Source organism: Paraburkholderia nodosa (genome assembly GCF_001718195.1).
In the GTDB taxonomy this organism is placed as follows: domain Bacteria; phylum Pseudomonadota; class Gammaproteobacteria; order Burkholderiales; family Burkholderiaceae; genus Paraburkholderia; species Paraburkholderia nodosa_A.
The window spans coordinates 535,204-560,039 of record NZ_MCNV01000001.1; the positions used below are offsets into that span (position 1 = coordinate 535,204).

At 66.2% G+C, this 24,836-nt stretch carries 23 protein-coding genes; 14 read left to right on the forward strand and 9 right to left on the reverse strand.

The genetic code is table 11. The features are described from left to right. Positions 1-32 precede the first annotated feature (32 nt). From BFD71_RS02310 to BFD71_RS02355, 10 genes are all read left to right on the forward strand, one after another. Entirely contained in the window at positions 33-974 is a 942-nt protein-coding gene (locus BFD71_RS02310; RefSeq protein WP_069261638.1) for a transporter substrate-binding domain-containing protein, read from the forward strand. Between the two features lie 27 nt (positions 975-1,001). Then, entirely contained in the window at positions 1,002-1,766 is a 765-nt protein-coding gene (locus BFD71_RS02315; RefSeq protein ID WP_069261639.1) for an SDR family oxidoreductase, read from the forward strand. Between the two features lie 86 nt (positions 1,767-1,852). Beyond that, entirely contained in the window at positions 1,853-2,113 is a 261-nt protein-coding gene (locus BFD71_RS02320) for an oxidoreductase-like domain-containing protein (RefSeq protein WP_069261640.1), read from the forward strand. Between the two features lie 21 nt (positions 2,114-2,134). After that, positions 2,135-3,001: an NAD-dependent protein deacetylase gene (locus BFD71_RS02325; RefSeq protein ID WP_069261641.1), complete on the forward strand. Its 867-nt coding sequence runs from the start codon at positions 2,135-2,137 to the stop codon at positions 2,999-3,001. 28 nt (positions 3,002-3,029) lie between these two features. Beyond that, entirely contained in the window at positions 3,030-3,647 is a 618-nt protein-coding gene (locus tag BFD71_RS02330) for a pyridoxamine 5'-phosphate oxidase family protein (protein WP_069261642.1), read from the forward strand. 47 nt (positions 3,648-3,694) lie between these two features. Further along, complete coding sequence (locus BFD71_RS02335; protein WP_069261643.1) at positions 3,695-4,309, forward strand: DUF938 domain-containing protein; 615 nt, start codon at positions 3,695-3,697, stop codon at positions 4,307-4,309. Between the two features lie 121 nt (positions 4,310-4,430). Continuing rightward, entirely contained in the window at positions 4,431-5,843 is a 1,413-nt protein-coding gene (gndA, locus tag BFD71_RS02340) for an NADP-dependent phosphogluconate dehydrogenase (protein ID WP_069261644.1), read from the forward strand. 209 nt (positions 5,844-6,052) lie between these two features. Then, positions 6,053-6,379, forward strand: a complete 327-nt coding sequence (locus BFD71_RS02345; protein WP_069261645.1) for a DUF4148 domain-containing protein — start codon at positions 6,053-6,055, stop codon at positions 6,377-6,379. A 474-nt stretch (positions 6,380-6,853) separates the two neighbouring features. After that, positions 6,854-8,581, forward strand: coding sequence for an IlvD/Edd family dehydratase (locus BFD71_RS02350; protein ID WP_069261646.1), 1,728 nt, complete (start codon positions 6,854-6,856; stop codon positions 8,579-8,581). Between the two features lie 17 nt (positions 8,582-8,598). Continuing rightward, positions 8,599-9,522 (forward strand): dihydrodipicolinate synthase family protein, encoded by a 924-nt coding sequence (locus tag BFD71_RS02355; protein ID WP_176732805.1) that lies wholly within the window; start codon positions 8,599-8,601, stop codon positions 9,520-9,522. Here the strand turns inward: BFD71_RS02355 and BFD71_RS02360 are convergent, their stop codons facing one another. Continuing rightward, positions 9,523-10,335, reverse strand: coding sequence for a DUF2968 domain-containing protein (locus tag BFD71_RS02360; RefSeq protein WP_069261647.1), 813 nt, complete (start codon positions 10,333-10,335; stop codon positions 9,523-9,525). It abuts the gene before it with no gap. Between the two features lie 130 nt (positions 10,336-10,465). Further along, a complete protein-coding gene (locus BFD71_RS02365; protein ID WP_069261648.1) occupies positions 10,466-10,786 on the reverse strand; it encodes a hypothetical protein in 321 nt (106 codons plus the stop codon). Positions 10,787-11,076: 290 nt separating this feature from the next. Between BFD71_RS02365 and BFD71_RS02370 the strand changes: the two genes are divergently transcribed. Together BFD71_RS02370 and ltaE are read left to right on the forward strand one after the other, a co-directional pair. Further along, positions 11,077-11,799, forward strand: coding sequence for a peptidoglycan DD-metalloendopeptidase family protein (locus BFD71_RS02370; RefSeq protein ID WP_069261649.1), 723 nt, complete (start codon positions 11,077-11,079; stop codon positions 11,797-11,799). Between the two features lie 153 nt (positions 11,800-11,952). Beyond that, positions 11,953-12,957 (forward strand): low-specificity L-threonine aldolase, encoded by a 1,005-nt coding sequence (gene ltaE, locus BFD71_RS02375; RefSeq protein ID WP_069261650.1) that lies wholly within the window; start codon positions 11,953-11,955, stop codon positions 12,955-12,957. A gap of 86 nt (positions 12,958-13,043) precedes the next feature. On the opposite strand, the gene BFD71_RS02380 is transcribed toward ltaE, so the two are convergent. Further along, positions 13,044-14,396 carry an MFS transporter gene (locus BFD71_RS02380; RefSeq protein ID WP_083245022.1) on the reverse strand — a complete coding sequence of 451 codons (1,353 nt, stop codon included), beginning with the start codon at positions 14,394-14,396 and terminating at the stop codon, positions 13,044-13,046. Between the two features lie 602 nt (positions 14,397-14,998). Here BFD71_RS02380 and BFD71_RS02385 point away from each other — a divergent pair. Next, complete coding sequence (locus tag BFD71_RS02385; protein WP_069261652.1) at positions 14,999-17,452, forward strand: glycogen/starch/alpha-glucan phosphorylase; 2,454 nt, start codon at positions 14,999-15,001, stop codon at positions 17,450-17,452. A gap of 55 nt (positions 17,453-17,507) precedes the next feature. On the opposite strand, the gene BFD71_RS02390 is transcribed toward BFD71_RS02385, so the two are convergent. Next, on the reverse strand, positions 17,508-17,924 hold the full coding sequence (locus BFD71_RS02390; RefSeq protein ID WP_069261653.1) for a DUF6232 family protein: 417 nt from the start codon (positions 17,922-17,924) through the stop codon (positions 17,508-17,510). A 167-nt stretch (positions 17,925-18,091) separates the two neighbouring features. Between BFD71_RS02390 and BFD71_RS02395 the strand changes: the two genes are divergently transcribed. After that, a complete protein-coding gene (locus BFD71_RS02395) occupies positions 18,092-18,433 on the forward strand; it encodes a zinc ribbon domain-containing protein YjdM (RefSeq protein WP_069261654.1) in 342 nt (113 codons plus the stop codon). Between the two features lie 163 nt (positions 18,434-18,596). On the opposite strand, the gene BFD71_RS02400 is transcribed toward BFD71_RS02395, so the two are convergent. From BFD71_RS02400 to phnL, 5 genes are all read right to left on the reverse strand, one after another. Then, positions 18,597-19,772 carry a porin gene (locus tag BFD71_RS02400; protein ID WP_069261655.1) on the reverse strand — a complete coding sequence of 392 codons (1,176 nt, stop codon included), beginning with the start codon at positions 19,770-19,772 and terminating at the stop codon, positions 18,597-18,599. Positions 19,773-20,275: 503 nt separating this feature from the next. Then, entirely contained in the window at positions 20,276-21,391 is a 1,116-nt protein-coding gene (locus tag BFD71_RS02405; RefSeq protein WP_069261656.1) for a succinylglutamate desuccinylase/aspartoacylase family protein, read from the reverse strand. Positions 21,392-21,635: 244 nt separating this feature from the next. Next, positions 21,636-22,403, reverse strand: coding sequence for an ABC transporter substrate-binding protein (locus BFD71_RS02410; RefSeq protein WP_069261657.1), 768 nt, complete (start codon positions 22,401-22,403; stop codon positions 21,636-21,638). 477 nt (positions 22,404-22,880) lie between these two features. Next, complete coding sequence (locus BFD71_RS02415) at positions 22,881-24,014, reverse strand: alpha-D-ribose 1-methylphosphonate 5-triphosphate diphosphatase (protein ID WP_069261658.1); 1,134 nt, start codon at positions 24,012-24,014, stop codon at positions 22,881-22,883. A gap of 46 nt (positions 24,015-24,060) precedes the next feature. Next, the gene (phnL, locus tag BFD71_RS02420) at positions 24,061-24,831 is read right to left on the reverse strand and encodes a phosphonate C-P lyase system protein PhnL (RefSeq protein ID WP_176732806.1); all 771 of its coding nucleotides are present in this window, start codon (positions 24,829-24,831) and stop codon (positions 24,061-24,063) included. Positions 24,832-24,836: the final 5 nt, after the last annotated feature.

A 24,836-nucleotide genomic window follows, 5' to 3' on the forward strand; every position in this document is an offset into this window, starting at 1 on the left:
CGTTGGGTATCGTCAGAAGGCTGTGCGGCCACATGCGCTACGTCGCGCTCGCGAGCGCCTGCGCGTTTGCAGGCGCGGTGCATGCCGATGAACTGGAAAGCCCCACGCTGCGCAAGATTCGCGACACCGGGACGATCGTCGTCGGCGTGCGCGAGGCCACCGTGCCGTTTTCCTATATGGCCGGCGGCGAGCACGCAACGGGCTACTCGTACGAGATCACTCAGCGCATCGTGGAGAACGTGCGCGAGACGCTCAAGCTCCCCGAACTCCGCGTGCGCGAACTCGTCGTCACGCCGCAGAACCGCATCACGCTCGTGCAGAACGGCACGATCGACCTCGAGTGCAGCACCACGACGCATACGCGCGAGCGCGAGAACGACGTCGCGTTCTCCAACAGCATCTTCGAGTACGGCGTGCGCATGCTCGTGAAGCGCGGCTCGCCGGTCAAGGACTTCGGCGATCTCGCGGGCCGTACGGTGGTCACGACGGCGGGCACGTCGGAAGAGCGCCTGCTGCGCCGCTGGAACGTGGACCGCGCGATGAACATGCGCATCGTCGTCGCGAAGACTCACGGCGACTGCGTCGAAGCCGTGCGCTCGGGACGCGCCGTTGCCTTCGTGATGGACGAGCCGCTGCTGCACGCCGCGCTCGCGACCGGCTACGTGGCGAGCGAAACGCCGGGCGCGCCGGTCGAGCAAAGCGCGCGTATCCGGAACGACGCGCACGCTTTCGCGATCGTCGGCAGGCCGGCCAGGTCGGAGGTGTACGGCTGCATGTTCCGGCGCGGCGACACGGCCTTCAAGCGCATTGCCGACGACACCATCGCGAAGATGGAGCGCTCGGGCGAGGCGCTCGTACTTTACCGACGCTGGTTCGAGTCGCCCATTCCGCCCGCGGGCGTGAACCTCGACTATCCGATCTCGGAGCCGATGAAGGCGCTTTTCGCGAATCCTAACGACCAGCCGCTCGATTGAAGGCTCAACCGAAAGAAAGAGGCAACGATGAGTGATACGCAACAACGCAAGATCGCACTGGTGACGGGCGCGGGCAGCGGCATTGGCCGCGCGTGCGCGCAAAAGCTGCTGGCCAGCGGCTTCGCCGTCGTTTTGGCAGGCCGGCGGGCCGCGCCGCTCGAAGCGCTCGAGGGCGAGGCCCGCGCGCGCGGCGAAGAAGCGCTGGCGGCGCCTTGCGACGTGACCGACGCGGCGGCCGTCGAGGCGCTCTTCGAGACGATCCGCACGCGCTACGGCCGGCTCGATCTGCTCTTCAACAACGCGGGCCGCAACGCGCCGGCCGTGGACATCGACGAGCTTTCCGTGGACGACTGGCGCGCCGTGATCGATACGAACCTCACCGGTGTGTTCCTGTGCACGCGCGCGGCGTTCGGGCTCATGAAGCGGCAGACGCCGCGCGGCGGGCGCATCATCAACAACGGTTCGATTTCGGCGCACGCACCGCGGCCGTTCAGTGCCGCCTACACGGCGACCAAGCACGCCATCACGGGCCTCACGAAAACCGTTTCGCTCGATGGCCGGCGCTACGACATCGCGTGCGGGCAGATCGACATCGGCAACGCGGCGACCGAGATGGCCGAGCGCATGGCGCGCGGTGTGCCGCAGGCGAACGGCGAAATCGCCGTCGAACCGCTGATGGACGTGGAACTCGTGGCCGACGCGCTGCTGCACATGGCGCAACTGCCGCTCGAAGCGAACGTCCAGTTCATGACGATCATGGCGACGAAGATGCCGTTCGTAGGGCGCGGCTGAGCGCGCAGGCCGGGCGGGCGCTGTCGCACGCTCGGCCGCCGCGTCCCGTATACTGGCTGCTGAACCACCACGACGCCCGAGCGCCCATGTCTTTGCCCCCGCGTCCGGACGACGATCCGCGCCCCCAGCCGCCCGTATGCCCCGATAACGACGACTGCTGCCATAGCGGCTGCGACCCCTGCATCTTCGATCTGTACGACGAGGAGTTCGGCCGCTACCGCGCCGCGCTGGCCGCGTGGGAAGCGCGCGAAGCGGAACGGCAGGCGCAGGCGAAAGCCCCGCGCAAGCATCCCGCAAAACCGGCTCCGCCAACGACCGCGCCGTCGGGCGGCAAGCCCTCGCGCTGAACTGCATTGCTGCCTGCCGCCATGACCGAATCCATCCTCGTTCCCAACGCTCCCGTCCTCGACGCCGCCGCCCTCGACGCGCTGCAGGCGTTCGTCGAGCGCCATCCGCGCCTGTTCGTGCTGACGGGCGCGGGCATCAGCACAGATTCGGGCATTCCGGGCTACCGCGACGAGAACGGCGCCTGGAAGCGCTCGCCGCCCATCACGCTGCAGGAATTCCTCGGCTCCGAGAGCATGCGGCGCCGCTACTGGGCGCGCAGCCTGATCGGCTGGCCCACGGTGGGTCTCGCGCAGCCCAATGGCGCGCACCACGCGCTCGCGCGCCTCGGTGCGGCGGGCTACGCGCGCACGCTCGTCACGCAGAACGTGGACGGCCTGCATCAGCGCGCGGGCAGCCGCGACGTGATCGAGCTGCACGGCAGCATCGCGCACGTGCATTGCGTCGACTGCGGCGCGCAGTATACGCGCGCCTCGATCCAGCCGGAACTCGAGGCGCGCAACCCGGCCATCGTGGGCGCGAGCGCGGAACCCGCCGCCGACGGCGACGCCCATCTCGACTTCGACGGCGCGAACGCCTTCCACGTGCCCGCGTGCGCCGCGTGCGGCGGCATGCTCAAGCCTTCGGTGGTGTTCTTCGGCGAGAACGTGCCGCGCGAGCGCGTGGCGAGCGCCTCGAACGCGCTCGACGGGGCCGACGCCGTGCTCGTAGTCGGCTCCTCGCTGATGGTGTATTCGGGCTACCGCTTCTGCGCCTGGGCGCAGCAGCGCGGCAAACCCGTGGCCGCGATCAACATGGGCAAGACGCGCGCCGACCCGCTCCTCGCCCTCAAACTCGAAGCCCCCTGCGCCGCCGTGCTCGACGCGCTGGGCGCGCGCCTCGTCCCCTGACACTCCACGACCTCACGGAACCGACGACATGCTGACCACGCTAGCCGAACTCGAAGCGCACTACGGCACGCCGCACGAACGCGCGTTGCGCAAGGAAATCGATCACGTCAACGTGGATTACCGGCGCTTCATCGAAAGCTCGCCGTTCGTCGTGCTCGCCACGGGCGGCCCGGATGGCCTCGACTGCTCGCCGCGCGGCGATGCACCCGGCTTCGTGCGCATTCTCGACGAGCACACGCTCGCGTTGCCCGACCGGCCCGGCAACAATCGCGTGGACAGTCTGCGCAACGTGGTCGCTTCGTCGCAGGTGGGGCTGCTGTTCATGGTGCCGGGCGTGGGCGAGATGCTGCGCGTGAACGGGCGTGGCCGCGTGAGTACCGACCCCGCGCTCCTCGCGAGCTTCGCCGTGGATGGCAAGCCGCCGCGCTCGGTGCTCGTGATCGACGTGGAAAGCGTGTACTTCCATTGCTCCAAGGCCATCGTGCGCTCGAAGCTGTGGGACCCGTCGCACCACGTCGAACGCTCGCACCTGCCGAGCGCGGGCGAGATGCTACGCCGCGTGAATGAGGAGCAATATGGCGAGACGTTCGACGCCGAGACTTACGAAGCCGGTCTCGCCGAGCGCATCAAGACCACGCTGTACTGAGTGAACGCCGACTGAACTTCAACCAAACGCCGAAAGACCGCAAGACGATGAACGAACCGCAAGCCGTCCAACGCCTATCCGCGCCCGCCGCCGAGCGCAACGCCGCGCCGATCCTGGAGGTGCTGCGCGGCGCGCTGCCTGCGCGGGGCACCGTGCTCGAAATCGCGAGCGGCACCGGCCAGCATGCCGTCCACTTCGCGGCCGCGTTTCCTGACCTCGCGTGGCAGCCGAGCGACGCCGACGCGCGCGCCCGCGCCTCGATCGAGGCCTGGCGCGAGCACTCGGGTCTCGCCAACCTGCGTGCGCCGCTCGATCTCGACGTGTGCCGCGAGCCCTGGCCGATCGACGGTGTGGACGCCATCGTCTGCATCAACATGATTCACATCGCGCCGTGGGAAGCGGCGCAGGCGCTCATGAAAGGCGCGGGCGCGCGCGTTGCTACGGGCGGAGCGCTCGTGCTCTACGGGCCGTACCGGCGCGAAGGCGCGCACACGGCGCCGAGCAACGAGGCCTTCGACGCCGACTTGCGCGCGCGCGACCCGTCCTGGGGCGTGCGCGACATGGAGGAAGTGGAGGCGCTGGCGCAGGCGCGAGGCTTCGCGTGCGAAGCGCGCGTGCCGATGCCCGCGAACAATTTCAGCCTGGTGTTCCGAAAACAGTAAGCGAGGTCGGCAAACGTCCGGCGCGCATGCGCGCGTTCGCGCAGCGCCGCTACGTTTCCCTTATGCTTGCACGGTTGGCGCCCCGTTGCGGCGCCGTCAATGAATGAAGTGGAGAAACAACATGAGCAAACAGCCAATCGGCGTTGTAGGTCTGGCCGTGATGGGTAGCAATCTGGCGCTCAACATCGAAAGCCGCGGCCACGCGGTCTCGGTGTTCAATCGCAGCCGCGCCCGAACCGACGAGCTGATCGCCGAGTATGCGGATCGCAAGCTCGTGCCGGCGTACACGCTCGAAGAGTTCGTGGATTCGCTGGAAAAGCCGCGCCGCATTCTGATGATGGTGAAGGCCGGCGCGCCCACCGACGACACCATCGCCGCGCTCAAGCCGCTGCTGGAGAAGGGCGACATCCTGATCGACGGCGGCAATACGCACTTCACCGACACTATCCGCCGCAACCAGGAACTCGCGAAGTCGGGCCTGCACTTCATCGGCACGGGCGTGTCGGGCGGCGAGGAAGGCGCGCTCAAGGGTCCGTCGATCATGCCGGGCGGCCAGCGCGATGCTTACGATCTGGTTGCACCGATCCTCACTGAAATCGCCGCGAAGGCGCCGACGGACGGCGAGCCGTGCGTGGCCTACATGGGCCCGGACGGCGCGGGCCATTTCGTGAAGATGGTGCACAACGGCATCGAATACGGCGACATGCAGCTGATCGCCGAAAGCTACGCGGTGCTCAAGCAGGTGCTCGGCCTTTCGAACGAAGAACTGGGCAAGGTCTACACCGAATGGAATGAAGGCGAGCTCGACAGCTATCTGATCGAGATCACCTCGAAGATCTTCGGCAAGAAGGACGAGGAAACCGGCAAGGATCTCGTCGACGTGATTCTCGACCGCGCCGCACAAAAGGGCACCGGCAAGTGGACGAGCCAAAATGCGCTGGATATCGGCGCGCCGCTGCCGCTCATCACCGAAGCCGTGTTCGCGCGCGTGCTCTCGTCGCTCAAGACGCAGCGCGTGGCCGCGAGCAAGGTGCTTTCGGGCCCGGACGCGAAGCCGTTCTCGGGCGAGCGCAAGGCGTTCATCGAGTCGGTGCGCCGCGCGCTGTATTTCTCGAAGGTGATTTCGTACGCGCAAGGCTTCTCGCAACTGCGCATGGCTTCCGACGAGTACAAGTGGGACCTGCAATACGGCACGATCGCCAAGATCTTCCGCGCGGGCTGCATCATCCGCGCGCGCTTCCTGCAGAAGATCACGGACGCCTACGCGAAGGACCCTCAGCTCGATAACCTTCTGCTCGATCCCTATTTCCGTGACATCGCGGCCAACTATCAGTCGGCGCTGCGCGACGTGGTGATCCAGGCGGTAAACGCGGGCGTGCCGGTGCCGGCGTTCTCGTCGGCCATTGCGTACTTCGACGGCTACCGCTCGGAGCGCGTGCCCGCCAACCTCGTGCAGGCACAGCGCGACTTCTTCGGCGCACACACGTTCGAGCGCATCGACAAGCCGGGCAGCTTCCACGCGGACTGGTCGTAAGGTCGCAAGACAGAAGGCCGCATTGTCGTTGCGGTCTTTGTTGGAATCGTAAGGTGAGTCCGCAGGGCTCACCTTTTTTTATTACCGAAATCGCAATGGTGTTTTGACGAATTAGGGTTTTCCCTAGCGTGATCGGACGCCTACACTGTAATCAATCGCTGACGAACACGGTGTTCTGAAGCGGAAATAAAACAGATGGAGGTCCGATCATGAACAAGCTTATCCCCGCAGTCGTCGTTGCCGCCGCGCTTGCCATGCCGGCAATCTCGTTCGCCCAGTCGAGCGAACAAGGCCTGACCCGCGCCCAGGTGCGTGCGGAACTGGTTCAACTCGAGCACGCTGGCTACAACCCGTCGGCTGACCATGTGAACTACCCGGAAAACCTGCAGGCCGCGCAAGCGCGCGTGACCCAGGAAAAGCTCGCCGCCGGCGACACCAGCGGCTACGGCGCTCCGGCGGTCGGCACGTCGCAGTCGGGTGCCGCGGTGCAACCGGCGCAAGTCGCCCCGAACCAGCGCATTTACTTCGGCCACTAAGCCCTGACCGAACGGAACCGCTTCAGGCGGTTCCGGCAAGCTACCCCCTGTAGTGAGTTGTCGCTGTACGCAGTCAGTTGTTGCAGCAGAAGTAAGCAGTGAGTGCACTAGAAGTTGCAGTTGCAAGACGCAGTGAGTGGTTGCAGTAGAAGGTGCAGTTCGCAGTGTGCAGTTGCAGTACGCAGTACGCAGTAGGTGAGTTGTTGCAGTCAGGAAGTACGCAGAGAGCAGAAGGTAGTTGAAGTTGGCTGGCGCAGTGAGAGGTGCAGCCGTGCAGTAGCAGAACGCAGTAGGCAGTACGTTGTTGCAACAGGCAGTCCAGCACGGGCCGGTTCTCCACCGGCCCGTACTTTTTTGTGGCGCGCTTTGTCCATATCTAAGGACGCCATACCGAACATTGACGGGTCCGAACGTCACTCCTATGATCGGGCGGCAGTTTCCCTGAAGTTGCCCCGCTACAGGAGACGCCCCGCCATGACCCGCTCCCCCCGCAAGCCCTTGCGCAGTCAGGCCTGGTTCGGCAAAGCCGACAAGGACGGCTTCATCCACCGCTCGTGGATGAAGAATCAGGGCATCCCACACGACGCGTTCGACGGCCGCCCCGTCATCGGCATTTGCAATACGTGGTCGGAACTCACGCCGTGCAACGCGCATTTTCGCGAACTCGCGGAGTACGTGAAAAAAGGCGTGTACGAAGCCGGCGGTCTGCCACTCGAGTTTCCCGTGATGTCGCTCGGCGAATCGAACTTGCGGCCCACCGCAATGCTGTTTCGCAACCTCGCCTCTATGGACGTCGAGGAGTCGATTCGCGGGAATCCGATCGACGGCACGATTTTGCTCGTCGGCTGCGACAAGACCACGCCGGCCTTGCTGATGGGCGCAGCGTCGTGCAACTTGCCCGCGCTCGCCGTCTCCGGCGGCCCAATGCTCAACGGGCGTTTCCGGGGCCATGAGATCGGCTCGGGCACGGGGGTGTGGCAAATGTCGGAGGAAGTGCGCGCGGGAACAATGTCGCAGGCCGAATTCGTCGAGGCGGAGTCGTGCATGAACCGCTCGCGCGGCCACTGCATGACCATGGGCACGGCGTCCACGATGGCCTCGATGGTCGAATCGCTGGGTATGGGGCTGCCGCACAATGCGGCCATTCCCGCTGTCGATGCGCGCCGCCAGGTGCTCGCGCAACTCGCCGGGCGGCGCATCGTCGAGATGGTGCGCGAGGACCTCACGATGTCGAAGATCCTCACCCGCGCGGCGTTCGAAAACGCGATCCGCACCAACGCGGCCATCGGCGGCTCGACCAACGCCGTCGTGCATCTGATCGCGCTCGCGCGGCGCATTGGCGTGCCGCTTTCGCTCGATGACTGGGAACTCGGCTCCGATGTTCCGTGCCTCGTGAATCTGCAGCCTTCCGGCCATCATCTGATGGAGGACTTTTATTACGCGGGCGGTCTGCCCGCGGTGCTGCGGCAACTGGGCGAGCAAGGGCTGCTGCATCGGGACGCGTTGACGGTCAACGGTAAAACCCTCTGGGAAAACGTGGCCGACGCGCCGAACTACAACCCCGAAGTCATCACCTCGTTTGCGCAGCCGTTCAAGCCCAAAGCCGGCATCGCCGTGCTCAAGGGCAACCTCGCGCCCGACGGCGCCGTCATCAAGCCTTCGGCCGCCACGCCGGCGCTGTTGCGGCATCGCGGCCGCGCGGTGGTGTTCGAGAACGTCGAGGAACTGCACGCGAAGGTCGACGACGCATCGCTCGATATCGACGAGCACTGCGTCATGGTCCTCAAAGGCGCCGGACCCAAGGGCTATCCGGGCTTCGCCGAGGTCGGCAATATGCCGCTGCCGAAGAAGGTGCTGCAAAAGGGCATTACCGACATGGTGCGCATTTCGGACGGCCGCATGAGCGGCACGGCGTATGGTGCGGTCGTGCTGCACGTGTCGCCCGAAGCGGCTGCGGGCGGCCCGCTCGCGCTCGTGCGCACGGGCGACATGATCGAGCTGGACGTCGCGGCGCGGCGCCTGCATCTGGAAGTCTCCGACGCAGAACTCGCGCGCCGCAAGACCGAGTGGACGGCGCCCGAGCTGCCCGAGCGCGGCTATTACCGGCTTTACGTCGAGCACGTGCTGCAGGCCGACAAGGGCGCGGATCTGGACTTTCTGGTCGGCGCGAGCGGCGCGGCCGTGCCGCGCGACTCCCACTGATCGCGCAGGAGCACACGATGAGCGCGCCAGCCAAATCCGCCGGTGCGATCGCCGGCATCTACCCGATCCTCTATGCGTACTTCGATCGCGATAACCGCCTCGACCGCGCCGCCATGCGACGCCAGGTCGAAGCGGCCGTGCGCGGCGGCGCGCCGGGCATTGCGGTGCTCGGGCTCGCGACCGAGGTCGACAAGCTTTCGCGCGCCGAACGCGAGCAGGTGATCGGCTGGGCGCAGGAGGACAGCGGCGGCGCGCTGCCGCTCGCCGTCACGGTGAGCGGTCCCACGGTTCAGGCGCAGCGCGAATTCGCGCAACACGCGATCGAACGCGGCGCGGCATGGCTAATCCTCCAGCCTCCCGTGCGCGCTCAAGGCGAGCCTGCGCAATCCGAATCGTTCTATTTCGACTTCTTCGCTGACGTGATGGCAGGGCTCGACGTGACGGTCGGCATACAGAACGCGCCAGAGTATCTGGGCGTCGGGCTCTCGCCGGGCAGTTTGCGCGCGCTTGCCGCGCAATGCCCGAACTTCCGCGTGCTCAAGGGCGAAGGCCCGGCGGTGACGATCGCCGAAACGATCGCGCAGATCGGCGACCTGATGCCCGTGCTCAACGGCCGCGGCGGCCTGGAATTGCTCGACAACCTGCGCGCCGGCTGTGCGGGGATGATCGTCGCACCGGACTGCTTCGACTGGCAGCGGCAGGTCTACGCCGCGTATTGCGCAGGCGATCTCGAGCGCGCGCAAGCCCTGTACCAGCAGGTGCTGCCCGCCATCGTCTTCGTCATGCAGTCGCTCGATACGCTGATTTGCTACGGCAAGCGCATTGCGGCGTGGCGCATGGGCATCGACGTCGACTATGAGCGCGACGTGAAGCTGGCGCCGAGTAGTTTCGGCCTCGAAGCCGCCCGGCGATTCGCGCGGCAGCTCGGCCCGCTCGCGTGATCAGCGCGCATGCAGATGGGGCACGCCCTCGCTCGTCGCGACCTTGAGCTGATGCAGCGCCCGGTGCGCCTTGTTCAACTGGGCCTGCGCGGCAATGCGCTGCGCCTCCAGCTGAGCGACGTCCTTTCGTATCTGGTGCTGGCGGCCCGTCACCGTCTGCTCTTGTTCCGCGTGGCGCTGCAGATCCACGCGCAGGCGTTCGGCCTGGGCTTCCGACTCCTCGATCTGCCGTGTGAGCTCCGCATTTTGCGCGACGAGTTGCACGCGGCGCGTTTCGCCGTCGGCGAGGCGCGTGGCTTGCTCCTGCATCAGGTGAAATGCCGAGCCGGCCGCGTCGAGGTCGTTGGCTTTCAGCGCGCGCCACAGTACGCTTTCTTGATGGAGCGCGACGAAGTAGCCGAGCGTGGGCGGATGGAAGAAGAGGCTGACCGTATAGGCGAAGCAGCGATAGACGCGGAAGGTCAGGAGCTCGTCGGCAGCGTGGAGCGCTTCGAATGCGGCGCCGTCGGCGATCTGCACGGGGCGGCCATTGAGGTGCGCGGGCATGACCGGCACCGGATGGAGTGTGGACACTGGCCGAGGCCCGCCGGCGCCTTCGGGCTGCACGGCTGCGCCTGCGGAAGGCTCCCCGCGCGACTCGACCTCGACGGGAGCCTCGGGCGGCGTAACGGTGGGTTCGGGCGCGGATTGCGAGACGCGGCTCGCGGCTTCGCTTGCGACGGCGCGCTGCGTGGCGGCATCATGGGCGACGGCCAGGATTCGTGATGGCGCGCCAGAGAGCGCGGTGTTACGGCGGTTCAGAATGGATTTCACGGCGGTTCCCCCAGTTTGGCGCGCCAAAAACAAGGCGCTCCGCGCGCGGCAGCGTGGCACACGGGCGCCGGCGCGCAGGCAAATGGGGCGGGCGATGCGGGTAGGGCGCCGTCCGCTCCGGGTTCGCGTACTAGTGAAGCAGGCGAGGCCGGCGTGCGATGTCGTCGAAGAGCGCACGGCCGGGCTCGAGCGCGAAAAGCCAGGTTTCGTCATAGCCGCTCAGCGTATCGAGCGCGTCGCGCAAGCGCTCGATGACTACGGCGGGAATTTCCACGGACGCCTCGGTGGCGCCGGAAAGCCGTGCGATGCTGGCGTGCTGGACCAGTTCGTCGGCGGCTTCGGCCACGTCGGCCGCAAAGACGAGATGGTTGTTCAACAATTCGACGAGGCCCGGCGACGACGTGACATCTTCGACGTTGAGCTGCAGCGAAAGAAAGGTGGCTTTGTTCATTCTCGGATCCCTCAGGGCCATGGGACTGCAGCGAGAGGCCTTTCATCTGATTATCGGGTGACGCGTGAACCAGTATAGGCGTAGACCCGCGCAAACGCAGGCCGGGCGAGCATGCCGGCGAAAAAAGGCGGCTGGAGCATGAACGATATAATGGGGGACGTTCGCCATTTCCGGCTTATTCCGGCTTCATTCGCGCGGAAGGTGGCGCGCAAGCGAACGCCTGCGGCCCGCCGCGCACTCCACATGCGTATTTTTTCGTCATACGCGAGGACCAAGCGAGGAACAGCAAGATGAATCGACAACGGCGAAACCCGGGCGCGTCTGCGGCGCTCGCCGCCCTCACGCTCGTCTGCAGCGCCTGTAGCAGCACCTTCGCGCCATGGGAATCCCAGAGCGCCCCCCCAATGTCCACGAGCGGCGTGCCCGCGGGCTACTACCGCGTCAATCCGGGCGACACGCTCTCGCGCGTCGCCGGGGCCTTCGGCCAGCGTCCCCAGGACATCGCGAGCTGGAACCAGCTGCCTTCCGCCAACGCCCAGATCCTGCCAGGCCAGGTGCTGCGCGTCGCGCCCCCGCCCAACTACGCAACGGCTGCGCCGCAGGCGCAGATGCCTGGCGGCGCACCGGCCGCCGCTGGCGTAGCCATGCCCGCACCCGTTGCGCCGGGCATCGCGCTCGCGTGGCCCGCGCGCGGGCCGATCCTGCAGCGCTTCGTGCCGGGCAAGTCCACTGGCATCGTGATCGGCGGCTCGCCCGGCGAGGAGGTCAAGGCCGCCGCCGCCGGCCGCGTGGTCTACGCGGGTACGGGTATCGAGGCCTATGGGCCGCTCGTGATCATCAAGCACAACGACCAGGTCGTGACGGCCTATGGCCGCAACGGCAAGCTGCTCGTGAAGGAAGACGACGCCGTGTCGCAAGGCCAGCCGATCGCGGAAATGGGCACCGGCGGCGTTCAGTTCGAAGTCCGTAGCGACGGCAAGCCCGTCGATCCGCTGCCGCTGCTCGCGCACTAGCCACGGCGAAAGCGCGCTCCGTGCCCGGCCCGGCATTGCGCTGGGCCGCCGTTTGAAAATACACTCGATGGTTCCACGCCGCACGGGCGCGCGCCCGACCAGGCGCGCGCCCGTGCGTCCCGCGCGTGCTTCAACCACGAGGATTTCATCGCAATGATCGACCTGCGCAGCGACACCGTCACCCGTCCGAGCGAGGCCATGCTCGCCGCCATGACCCGCGCCGAAACCGGCGACGACGTATGGGGCGACGACCCGACCGTGCTGCGCCTGCAGGCGCGCGTGGCGCAAGAGGCGGGCAAGGAGGCGGGACTCTTCTTCCCGAGCGGCACGCAGAGCAACCTCGCCGCGCTGATGGCGCATTGCGCGCGCGGCGACGAGTACATCGTCGGCCAGGCGGCCCACACCTATAAGTACGAAGGCGGTGGCGCGGCCGTGCTGGGCAGCATCCAGCCGCAGCCGCTCGACAACGCCGAAGACGGCTCGATCCCGCTCGAGCGCATCGCTGCAGCGATCAAGCCGTTCGACGACCATTTCGCGCGCACGCGTCTGCTCGCGCTCGAAAACACCATCGGCGGCAAGGTCCTGCCGGCGGATTACGTCGCGAAGGCCACGCAGCTTGCGCATGAGCGCGGCCTCGCCACGCACCTTGACGGTGCGCGCGTGTACAACGCGACGGTCGCCTCGGGCCAGCCGCTCGAGGCGCTCACGGCGGGCTTCGACTCGGTGTCGATCTGTTTTTCGAAGGGGTTGGGCACGCCGGTGGGATCGGTGCTGGTCGGCAGCCGCGCGCTCATCGACGCTGCGCATCGCTGGCGCAAGGTGCTGGGCGGCGGTATGCGCCAGTCGGGCGTGCTCGCGGCCGCGTGCCTTTACGCGCTCGATCACAACGTCGCGCGTCTCGCCGACGACCATGCGAACGCCGCGCGTCTCGCAGCCGGTCTCGCGCAGATCGATCAGGTGAAGGTGATGTCGCAGGCGACGAACATGGTGTTCGTGCAGTTCCCGCAGGAGCACTGCGCGCCGCTGGAGGCATATCTCAAGGAGCGCGGCATCCTCACGCAGATGCTGTACGCGTCGCGCTTCGTCACGCACCTCGACGTGACGGCCGCCGATATCGACACGTTCGTGGCGGCGGTGAAGGGCTACTTCGCGCGATAAGCCGGTAGACGGGCTGGCGAAGGCGCGCTTTTCCCGCGTGCCTTTGCGTCAGACTTCAGCCGTCCGCACGGACCGCATCAATCGCATCACCCGCGCTGCACCGCCCGGTGCGACGGCGCGAAAAGCCGCAGCCCGCTCGCAATGGCCGCCGCGCCCGCAAAGGCGCAGCCAAGGCTTAAGGCGAGCGTCGGGCCGTGCCGGCCCACGATCTGGAAGCACAGCGCCACCAACGCAGCGCCCGTAGTCTGCCCGAGCAGACGCGAGACCGCGACGGTGCCGCTCGCGCCACCGCTGCGCTCGGGCGGCGCGCTCGCCATGATCGCCCGCAGGTTCGGCGACTGGAAAAAGCCGAAGCCCGCGCCGCAGATCGCCATCCGCACGACAATGTCAGTCACCGTGGGGTGCGCGGGCAGCAGCGCCAGCGACGCCATGCCGGCCGAGAGAATGGCGAGCCCGATCGCACCGAGCAGGCCCGGCGGATAGCGGTCGGAGAGGCGCCCCGCAATGGGCGCGGCGGCGGCCACGACCACGGGCCAGGGCGTCATCAGGAAGCCGGTCTCCACCTGGCTGCGCATCAGCACGGTTTCGAAATAGAACGGCAGGGAGACGAACGCGAGGCCCTGCGCCGCGAATGAGCAGATCGCGGTGACCGACGAAAGCGCGAAAACCGGCCGGCGGAACAGATCCACGGGCAGCATGGGCGCGGGATGGCCGGCTTCGCGCCGGATCAGCAGCGCGCCGAACACCAGCGCCACGACGGCCGCAATGCCCACTTCGATGCCGGGCGCGCGCTGCGCGGCCTCGCCGAGCGCGAAGATCAGCGCCGCGAACGTAATCACATTGAGCACCGCCGCGACGGGATCGAAGGCGTGCTTGCCGCGCGCCGTCTGCGGCAGCGCGGGCAGCGCGAACACGAGCGCGAGCACGCCGAGCGGCACGTTGATCGCGAAGAGCCACGGCCAGGTGCCCGCGGAGAGGATCAGCGAGGCCATGGTCGGACCCACGGCGAACGAAACGCCCACGATCAGCGCGTTCATGCCGAGCCCGCGCCCGAGCCGGTGCGGCGGGTAGAGAAAGCGGATCAGCGCCGTGTTCACGCTCATGATGGCGCTCGCGCCGAGCCCCTGCAGCACGCGCGCCCCGGCGAGCGCGGTCAGCGTGGGTGCGAGCGCGCAGGCGAGCGAAGCGACCGTGAAGATCGCGAGGCCGCTGATATAGATACGCCGGTGGCCGATGATGTCGCCGAGCGCGGCGAGCGGCAGCAGCGTGGCGACCATCGCGAGCTGGTATGCGTTGATGATCCACACCGAGGCGGCGGGGGCCGCGTGCAGGTCGGTGGCGATGGCCGGCAGCGCGGTGTTGGCGATGGCGGTGTCGAGCGTGGCGAGCGCAACGGCGAGCATCACCGCGCCCATGGCGCGGCGGTTCTTCGCGGACATGGGCGCGTCGGGCGGCTCGATATCGCTGGTGTTGCGGGTTTCGCGCGCCGCGGAAAAGGTTTCGGACAAGACAGTCTCGGGCGGATGGACGATGAAGGCTGCGGCGCGGGCCGCGCGGACGAATTTTGCGATTGTTACAGAGCCCGCCCGGTTCTGCAGGGGAAGCCTCAGGGCGTGGGTGACTGTAAGGCCTTGGGTAGCACTCGATCGTTCATCACGGCTCAGCAATCGCAACTAACCGCCAAGCCCGTCACGCGCAGACGTGACGCCGCGCTGCGCGCGCGCAACCCACCGCATGGCAAGGGATCGAGGCGGACGGCGGGTTCCGCGTGGCCGGCGGCCGGGCTCCGTGCCCGGCTGGCGCGCCGCCGCACGCCATTTGAAAATGCACTACTCTGCAAATTGATCTGCGCTCGCTGGCGAGCGGTGCCGGCCTTTTGCGCCGCGGCGCCGACGCGTCATTGTCCCGTTCCGTCACGTGCGGCGCAGGCCCAGAACAACCGCGCGCCCTACACCTTTTATGGGCGCGCCGCCATTTCCGGCGCATTGCATGGGACCGCACCAGGCGCTCGTTGCCAGGTGCGGTCGACAGGAGTCAGTAGATGACAGCCATCGGTCTCGAGTTCGATCAGTTGCAAAGCAGCGTCGAAGCGCTGCGTCGTTCCCTCTCCAATCGCCTGATGTACGGTGTCGGCAAGGACGCCGTGACAGCCCGTCCGCAGGACTGGCTGCATGCTGCGGCGCTCGCCGTGCGCGACCGGCTCGTCGAGCGCTGGATGATCACCACGCGCCGCCAGTACGACCAGGACGTCAAACGCGTCTATTACCTGTCGATGGAATTTCTCATCGGCCGCACATTCTCGAACGCGCTGATCGCGCTCGGCATCCACGACCAGATGAAAGAGGCGCTGGCGAGCGTGGGCGTCGACATGGACACGGTGCTCGACTACGAGCCCGACGCGGCGCTCGGCAACGGCGGTCTCGGCCGGCTCGCGGCGTGCTTTCTCGATTCGATGGCGACGCTCGGCATTCCGGGTTTCGGCTATGGCATTCGCTATGACTACGGCATGTTTCGCCAGCAGGTCGTGAACGGCGAACAGGTCGAAGCGCCCGACTACTGGCTGCGCTATGGCAATCCGTGGGAGTTTCCGCGGCCCGAGGTCCAGTATCCCGTGCGCTTCGGCGGGCGCACCATGCAGCGCAACGGCCATGTGGAATGGGTCGACGCGCAGCATGTGAACGCCATGGCCTACGACACGGTCATTCCCGGCTACGCCACTAGCGCGACCAACACGCTGCGGCTGTGGTCCGCGCGCGCGGATGAAGAACTCGATCTCTCGGCGTTCAACCAGGGCGACTATCAGCGCGCGGTGGAAGCGCGCAACATCTCCGAGAACGTCTCGCGGCTGCTCTATCCCGACGACTCGACGATGGCCGGGCGCGAACTGCGTCTGCGCCAGGAATACTTTTTCGTCTCCGCGACGATGCAGGACCTGATTCGCCGCTACCTGCGCACGCACAGCACGTTCGGGCGCTTCTCCGAAAAGGTCGCGGTGCACCTGAACGACACGCACCCGGTGCTGGCCATTCCCGAGCTGATCCGCCTGCTCGTGGACGTGCATCATCTGCCGTGGGACGAGGCGATGGGCCACGTGCGCCGTGTGTTCTCGTACACCAACCACACGCTGATGCCCGAAGCGCTGGAAACCTGGGACGTCGAACTATTGGCGCGCCTCTTGCCGCGCCACCTCGAAATCATCTTCGACATCAACGCCGCGTTCCTGCGCGAAGCGAGCGACCGCGGCGCGCACGACCTCGACCTGATCCGCCGCATCTCGCTCGTGGACGAATACGGTCAGCGCCGCGTGCGTATGGCCTATCTCGCGATCGTGGCGAGCCACAAGGTGAACGGTGTCTCGAAGCTGCACTCGCAACTGATGACGCGCGATATCTTCGCCGACTTCGCGCGTCTCTTTCCCGACCGCTTCACGAACGTGACTAATGGCATCACGCCGCGCCGCTGGCTCGCGCAGGCGAGCGCGCCGCTCGCGCGCCTCGTGGACGAAGCGATCGGGCCGCGCTGGCGCAGCGATCTCTTCGAGCTGGGCGCGCTGCGCAAACTGCGCGGCGACGCGTCGTTCGAAGCCGCCTTCCGTGCGGCCAAGCGCAGCAACAAGGTGCGCCTCGCACATCGCGCCCTGCAGCGCACGGGCATCGTCTTCAATCCCGACGCGCTGTTCGACATGCAGGTCAAGCGCATTCACGAGTACAAGCGCCAGTTGCTCAACGTGCTGCACGTGATCACGCGCTACAACCGCATTCTCGAAGCGCCGGAGCGTGACTGGGTGCCACGCGTCGTGCTGTTCGCGGGCAAGGCCGCGTCGGCGTACCGCATGGCGAAGATGATCATCCACCTCATCAACGACGTGGCCACGAAGATCAACAACGATCCCGCAGTGGGCGATCGGCTCAAGGTGGTGTTCGTGCCGAACTACGGCGTGAGCGTGGCCGAGGCGCTGATTCCCGCGGCGGACCTGTCCGAGCAGATCTCGACGGCGGGCACCGAAGCGTCGGGCACCGGCAACATGAAGCTCGCGCTCAACGGCGCGCTCACCATGGGCACGCTCGACGGCGCGAACATCGAGATCGGCGAGGCCGTGGGGCAGGACAACATTTTCATCTTCGGCCACACGTCCGACCAGGTCGATCAGCTGCGTTGCGCGGGCTACCGGCCGCGCCAGGTCTACGAGGAAAACGCCGAGCTGCGCCGCGCGCTCGACCAGATCCGTATGGGCTTCTTTTCACCGCACGATTCGGCACGCTACACGGACATCTTCCACACGCTCGTGGACTGGGGCGACCACTACCTCGTGCTGGCCGACTACTCGGCCTTCATCGAGGCCCAGGACGCCGCCGACCAGCGTTTCATGGACGTCCCCGCGTGGACCGCGAGCGCGATCGAAAACGTGGCAGGGATGGGGAAATTTTCGTCGGACCGTGCGATCGCGGAATACGCCCGCGATATCTGGCACGTGAAGTCGATCGAGATGGAGTGAGGGGCGAGCGCCCGCGGTGCTTCCGGCAGTACTTCCGGCAGTACTTCCGGCGGTATCAGGGCGCTGAGGGCCGCGTCGTGCCGCCTTCGGCCTGCGCCGCTTGCGCGGCCTTGGCGATGCGCACCGCTTCCTGCACACGTTCGAGGAATGCCGGGTCGAGGCTCGTGACCGCCTCGCGCGATTCTCCGCCCGTCACGACATAGAGCCGGTGCACGGCTTCCTGCCAGAGCCACGCGAGCCAGCCCACCACGATCACCATCACGCCGCACGCGAGACCGGACGCCGAGCCGAGCACACCACCCACGACAGCGCCGGCGGCGCCGACCAGGCTGATCGCGATCGGCACCACGCGGCTGCGCCGCCCGATGACGATACGCACGTCCTCGATGTCGCGCATGGGGAAGACCTGGCCGGCTGCGGAAAGCGCGTTGCGCGTCACCGAGACGGCGGCTTCGTTGAAAGGGAGTTCCATCGGTTCGATCGCTGCGAGGTGAGAGAGCGCAGCGTACCAGAAGCGGGGCCAGGGCGGGGTCGCAGCGGACATAACGTCGCAGGCCGCACGCATGGCGGGGTGGGCCGTCTGCCGGAGCCGCTATACTTGCGCGCTTTTAATGCCCCCGTCGGCACCAGGGATTCTCCATGAGCGCACTGCCACGCTGTCCGAAATGCAATTCCGAGTTCACCTACGAAGACGGTGACGTCTACATCTGCCCGGAGTGTGCACATGAATGGTCGGCGCTAGCCACCGCGCCGGCTGAAACAGCGGGCAAGGTGTATCGCGATTCGGCCGGCAATGTCCTCCAGGACGGGGATACCGTCACGGTCATCAAGGACCTGAAACTCAAGGGTTCGGGTGGCGTGATCAAGATGGGCACCAAAGTAAAGAATATCCGGCTGGTGGACAGCGACCACGATATCGATTGCAAGATCGACGGCTTCGGCGCCATGAGCCTCAAATCGGAATTCGTCAGGAAGGCGTGACGAAGGGTGTCGTCGTGCATCGACTGCGATGAACCAAAAAAAAGCGGGGCATCCCAAGGGATGCCCCGTCCGGTAAGGCGCGGCGTGCAGCGCGAGCTGCGGCGCGCCGAGCAGAGCCGGCGCTATGAGTCGCCGGCCGCCGCTGTTGCGCGAGTCACGCTGCTTAGAACTTGTGGCGGATACCGACGCGAACCGCGACTTGATCCTGCGAACCCGTGCCCGACGGCTGGTAGATGCTCGAGCTCGAGTCGCCGATCTGCGCCTGTACCTTCTGGCCGTTCGCGAGCGTGCCCGATGCGTCCTGGTACGACACGAGGCCGTAGACGTCGGTGCGCTTGCTGAGCGCGTAGTCGAGCGATGCGTTGACCTGGTTCCAGTGAGCCGTCTGGCTGCCCGAGGTGCGCGAGTACGTGTAGCCAAGGCCAGCCGCGAGAGCCGGCGTGAAGGCGTACTTGCCGCCTGCTTCGTACGCGTTGTAGAGCGTCGAGGAACCGGCGATCGGCGAAAGCAGCGTGTTGGTCCACAGGGCCCACAGCGTTGCCGGGCCGACGATGTAGCGGCCACCGACACCGAACGAACGCGTGTCGCGCAGCGTGCCCTGTGCAACGTTGGCGATCGTGGTCGTCGTCGACGGCGTGGTCTGGCCCGGGTACGTCTGGTTGAAGTAGGCAGCGCCGATGCTGAACGGGCCGTAGCCGTAGTTCGCGCCGAAGCTGTACGCGCGCGACGAGCCGGCGATCGGGCTGGCCGCCGGACCCGTTGCCGGTGCGCCGGCGAACGAGGTCGAGTTCGAGAAGCCGTACAACGCGCCGAACGTGAAGCCCGAGAAGTTCACGCTCTGGAACTTGACCGCGTTGTTGATGCGGCTCGACGTCAGCTGGTCGATGTCGTTGAAGTGGTACGCCCAGTTACCCGAAACCGTGTTGCCACCGGTCGAGTACTGCGCGCCGAGAATGTCCGTGTTGAGCGAGTATTGACGGCCGAACGTCAGCGAACCGATGTTCGACTGCGTCAGACCGACGAAAGCTTGACGGCCGAACATCGCGCCGCCCTGGCCTGCCGTGCCGTTACCGCTGTTGAAGCCGTTTTCGAGCACGAAGATCGCCTTCAGGCCGCCGCCCAGGTCTTCCGTGCCGCGCAGGCCCCAACGGCTGCCCTGCGCCACGCCGTCACCGTACGAGAACTGATGCGAACTGCCGTTCGTACCGTTCGAGTTCTTCACGTTGCTGATGTAATTCACACCCGCGTCGATCACGCCGTACAGCGTTACGCTGCTTTGTGCGTGGGCAACGCCTGCGATCGAGGCCAGAATAGCGGTGGTCAGAATTTTCTTATTCAACTGTTTCTCCGGGTAAAGGACGAGATGACTACTCCGGCCTCTTATGGGCCGGTCAATGCGACGGGCTGCAATTTAAGGGTCGATAACGAAAGGAATGTGACAGTAAGACTTTGTAGGCAAAATGTCGCCATTCTGTTGTGTGGAAGCGACACACGGGTTGCACCCGCGGAGAGCGGCGCCCGAAGCCCGTCGTTATTGGCTTCGCGGGCAATTTTCCTGTCAATTTGAAAGACTGGACTGCGGCAATCGGCCTTATAAGAATTTTTCCTAAGCTTTCTTCTATTTGCCGGGTTAAGCCATCTTTTGAACCTGACTTCAAGCTGAGTTTGATTCATTTCAAGGGCGCATTAACGGCCCGATCAATGCGCGCTTTACACGTCTGATTGCCATCGATTCATCGAAGCAGAAAATTAGTTAACCGAAATAATTGAAATAACCGGGAAACGCCTATAAAAAAGGCTCGCACCTATGGCGCGAGCCCTTTTACGACAAGGCGTTGCAGGTTACAGCGAAAGAAGCGAGCCGCTGCGAATGGGCTTTTCGCCGGCAATGCGTGCGACTTCCATGCCGGCCGTGGCGAAGCGCGCGCTATGGCGTGCATACATCACGCCGCTCACGCCCGCGTGCAGCGTCGTCACGGTGTCGGCGAGCGGGTCGATGACATCGGCAATGGCCGCGCCGCGTTCCACCCACGTGCCGCAATCCACGCGAAACACGAGCACGCCGCTGGCAGGCGCCACGATCGGCTCCGTGCCCGCGAGCGGCGTGGCTGCATGGGCGAGTGGCGGCAGCGGCGCGGCCGTGCCTTCGATGACGCCGCGCCCGATCAGATAGTCGACGATGGCCTGGGCGTCGTGCTCTGCGAGCTCGTGCGAGACGTCGCGCTGGCCGCGCAGCTCGACCGTTACCGAAATCGAGCCGTACGGGATGGGGAAGCGCGTGCCGAATTGCTCGCGCAGCTCCGACCAGCAGAAGCTGTGAATCTCGTCGAACGGGTTGCCGATCGAGTTGAGCGCGAGGAGCGACGCCTTGGCGTCGAGATAGCGCGCGAGCGGCTCGACGTCGGACCACAGCTCGGGGTTCGTGTAGATGTGCATGGCGGCTTCCCAGTCGCAATGCAGATCGAGCACGATGTCTGCATCGTACGAAAGGTGCTGGAGCGCGAGGCGCATCGAATCGAGTTCGGTTTTCGGCTTCTGAGCGGCCAGCGCTTCGCCCATGGCCGCACGGATGGCCGTGCGGTTCGCGGCTTCGTCGGGCCCGAGACGCGCCTCGATGCTGGGCAGCACGAGCGCGGTGAGCTCGTGGAAATTGCGGTTGAAGTTCTGCGCCGTGTTCGATTCGAAGCGGCCGATCATATGCCCGAGCCAGTGCTGATTCAGGCCCACGGGGTTCGGCACCGGCACGATCACGATCTCGCCGCGAAGGCGGCCCGCAGCTTCCAGCTCCGCGAGCTTGCGGCGCAGCGCCCACGAGACGAGCATGCCCGGCAGTTCGTCGGCGTGGAGCGAGGACTGGATGTAGACCTTGGGACCGCCGGCCTTGCCGTAGTGGAAACTGGCAAGTTCCCGCGCGGTACCGAGGGCGGGCGCGATCAACGGGTGGTTTCGGGTTTGCATGATGGATGCGCGAGGCGCGGCGGCCCGCAAAGGTGTTGGAGTGAACGATGGCCCCGTAAGCACATGCAGGGGGCCGTATACCGATCTTAGCCGATTCGACGCGCCGCCGGAACCGGCGCGCGCTCACGCGCCTGCGGCATCGTCTGAAAATACGGAATCCGAAATAAAAATCCGGAAATGAAAAAGCCCGGACACAAAGCCCGGGCTTCGTGCGCCGTGATGCAGCGCCGGCGCGATGCGGTGCTTAGCCGCCGTACACGTCGAAGTCGAAGTACCTGGATTCGATCTTTTTATAGGTACCGTCCTTGATCATGTCGGCGATGGCCTTGTCGATCTTGCCCTTCAGGTCGGCGTCTTCCTTGCGCAGGCCGATGGCGGCAGCGCCCGTCGGGATTTCCTTGCCGGCGAACTGGAAGCCAGCGCCGCGCGGCGTCTTCAGGAAGCCCAGATCCGCCTGCACTTCATCCTGCAGCGCAGCGTCCAGACGGCCCGAGATCAGGTCGGCGTAGACCTGGTCCTGGTTCTGGTAAGGAACGACGTTCACGCCCTTCGGTGCCCAGTTTTCCTTCGCGTAGGTTTCCTGGATCGTGCCTTGCTCGACGCCAACCGACTTGCCCTTGAGCGAGTCGGCCGTCGGGGCGAGGCTCGAGCCCTTCTTGGCGACGAGGCGCGTCGGCGTGTTGAACAGCTTCGCCGAGAAGGCGATCTGCTGCTCGCGCTGCGGGGTGATCGTCATCGACGAGAGCACGCCGTCGAACTTCTTGGCCTTCAGGCCCGGGATCATGCCGTCGAAATCTTGCTCGACCCACACGCACTTGGCGTTCAGGCGCTTGCAGATTTCGTTGCCGAGGTCGATGTCGAAGCCGACCAGCTTGCCATCGGGTGCTTTGGATTCGAACGGTGCGTAGCTGGCGTCAACGCCGAAACGCACGGTGGACCAGTCCTTCGCATGGGCGACGCCGGCCGAGACGGCGAGCACGGCAACCGTGAGGGTGGCAAGCAGTTTCTTCACTATGGGTACTCCTCGAGATGGTTCAGGGCGCGCCGCGTGCGGTTGTGCCGCCATGGCGCACTTCCCGGCGCGGCTCGCGCCGGATTATTGTTGGACCTGCCAGCCTGCGGCCAGCGAAGCGCGCGCAAGCTTACCAGGTCAAAATTGCTGCGTCGCTAGTGTAATACCGGATAGCGGGAAAGGGTGCCGGTAAGTGTACGCCCGTGCGCTTGTACGATTTAACGCAAAGCCTTGTCGGGCAAGGCGAACGGGCCAATGGGGACAGGCCAATGCGGGGGCTTGGGAGGGGCTGCGCGATGCTCTGCCGCAACAGTCGGAAGAATGCGATGCCGCGCGGTCGCGGCATCGTCAGCAATCTGAATGGAAATTGAAATCGATTCGACGGCGCGCCGTTGGTTTTCGGCCCGAATAGGGCCAGACAACGCGCCGTTTTTTGTCGCGGTGCAGCAACGAATCGGCTGCACCGCGTGGACGACGTCAGACTATGCGCACGCCCGCGCGCCACGTCGCGCGCGGCACGGGCAGCGAATCGAGCATCGTCACCCGCACGAAGTCCGCGCGCAGGCCCGGCTCGATCGCGCCGCGATCGTGCAGGCCCGACTTGCTGGCGGGTTCCCACGAGACCGTAGCGAGCGCGCGCGGCAGCGTCCAGTCGGCCTTGGTCACGAGGTCGAATGCGGCGGTCAGGAGGCTCGACGGCACGTAGTCGGACGAGAGGATGTCGAGCAAACCGGCCTGGGCCAGCTCCAGCGCCGAGACGTTGCCCGAGTGCGAGCCCCCGCGCACCACGTTCGGCGCACCCATGATCGTCGCAATGCCGCGCTTTTTCGCTTCCTCGGCGGCCACGCGCGTGGTCGGGAATTCGGCGAGCACGATGCCTTCGGCCGCGGCCTGCTCGACGTGCTCCACGAGCGTGTCGTCGTGGCTCGCGAGCGGGATGTTGCGCGTGCGGCAACGCTGCACGATTTCGAGGCGGTGCGCGTCGGCGTAGCGTTCCTGCTCCGTGGCCATTTCGGTGAGCATCGTGTTGGTCTGCTCGTCGGTCCACTTGCCGTGGCGCTCCTGAAATTTGCGCCATTGCTCGCGGTCGTGCCACTGGCGCTGGCCCGGCGTGTGGTCCATTACCGAGGCGAGGCGCAGCAGCGGGTGGTCGCTCAGCATGTCGAACAGCTCGATCACGTCTTCGGTGGCGATTTCGCAGCGCAAGTGCAGGAAGTGCTCGGCGCGCAGCAGGTTGCGCTCGGAAAAGCGCGTGAGCGCCTTGGCGCTAGCGAGCTGCACGTCGCGGCCGCGCACGCCCACGGCCAGGCGCGTGCCGATGGCCAGCGCGTCGAATACCGTGGTGATGCCGGCGGCGGCGATCTGCGCGTCGTGAATCACGAATGCGGCGTCGGTGTTCCAGTGCACGCCGGGGCGCGGCGCGAGGTGCTTTTCCAGGTTGTCGGTGTGCAATTCGACGAGACCGGGCAGCAGGAAGTCGCCCTCCCAGTCTTCGGCTTCGGGCGCGGCGGTCGAGCCGCGCGAGATGTCGCGGATCTTGCCGTCTGCCACGCTTAGCGTGCCGGTGAAAACTTCGTCTCGCGTCACGATGCGAGCGTTCTTGATCAACATCGTCAGGCTCCGTATCAGATATCGGTTTGCGCCGTTCAGGCGGGTTTCAGGCTGCGGCGCTGAGCGGCGCTTGCGCGCGCGGCGCGCTGAGTTCGAGTACGCGGGTGGCGACGCGCTGGCGCGTGTCCTCGTCGTGGAATACGCCGACAATCGCCGCGCCGCGCTCGCGCGCTTCGCCAATCAGGCTCGCGACGACTTCGCGGTTTTCTGCGTCGAGCGAGGCCGTGGGTTCGTCCAGCAACAGCACGCGGTGCTGCGCGATCAGGCCCCGGGCGATGTTCACGCGCTGCTGCTCGCCGCCCGAAAACGTGGCGGGCGCGAGCGGCCAGAGGCGCTGCGGCACGTTCAGGCGTGCCAGCAGCGTTTGCGCGCGCTCGCGTGCTTCGTCTTCCTCCACGCCGCGCGAAACGAGCGGCGCGGCCACGATGTCGAGCGCGCTCACGCGCGGAATCACGCGCAGAAACTGGCTCACGTAGCCCACGACGTTGCGGCGCAGGCGCAGGATGTCGTGGGGCGCTGCGCCCGTGATCTCCAGATGCTCGAGCGGCGCGCCCTCGTCCCGGATCGCAATCGAGCCGCCGCTGGCGAGGTAGTTGCCGTACAGGCAGCGCAAGAAAGTGCTCTTGCCCGCGCCCGAGGGGCCGACCAGCACGATGCATTCGCCGCGCTCCACGTCGAGCGAAACGCCCGCAAGCGCCTCGATGCCGATGCCGCCCTGGCCGTGCAGCGTGAAAGTCTTGCGCACGTCTTCGGCGCGCAGCATGAGCGCCGGTCGTTCGAGGAACGCGCGCGTGCCCGGTGATGAGTTCAGAGTCATGTCTT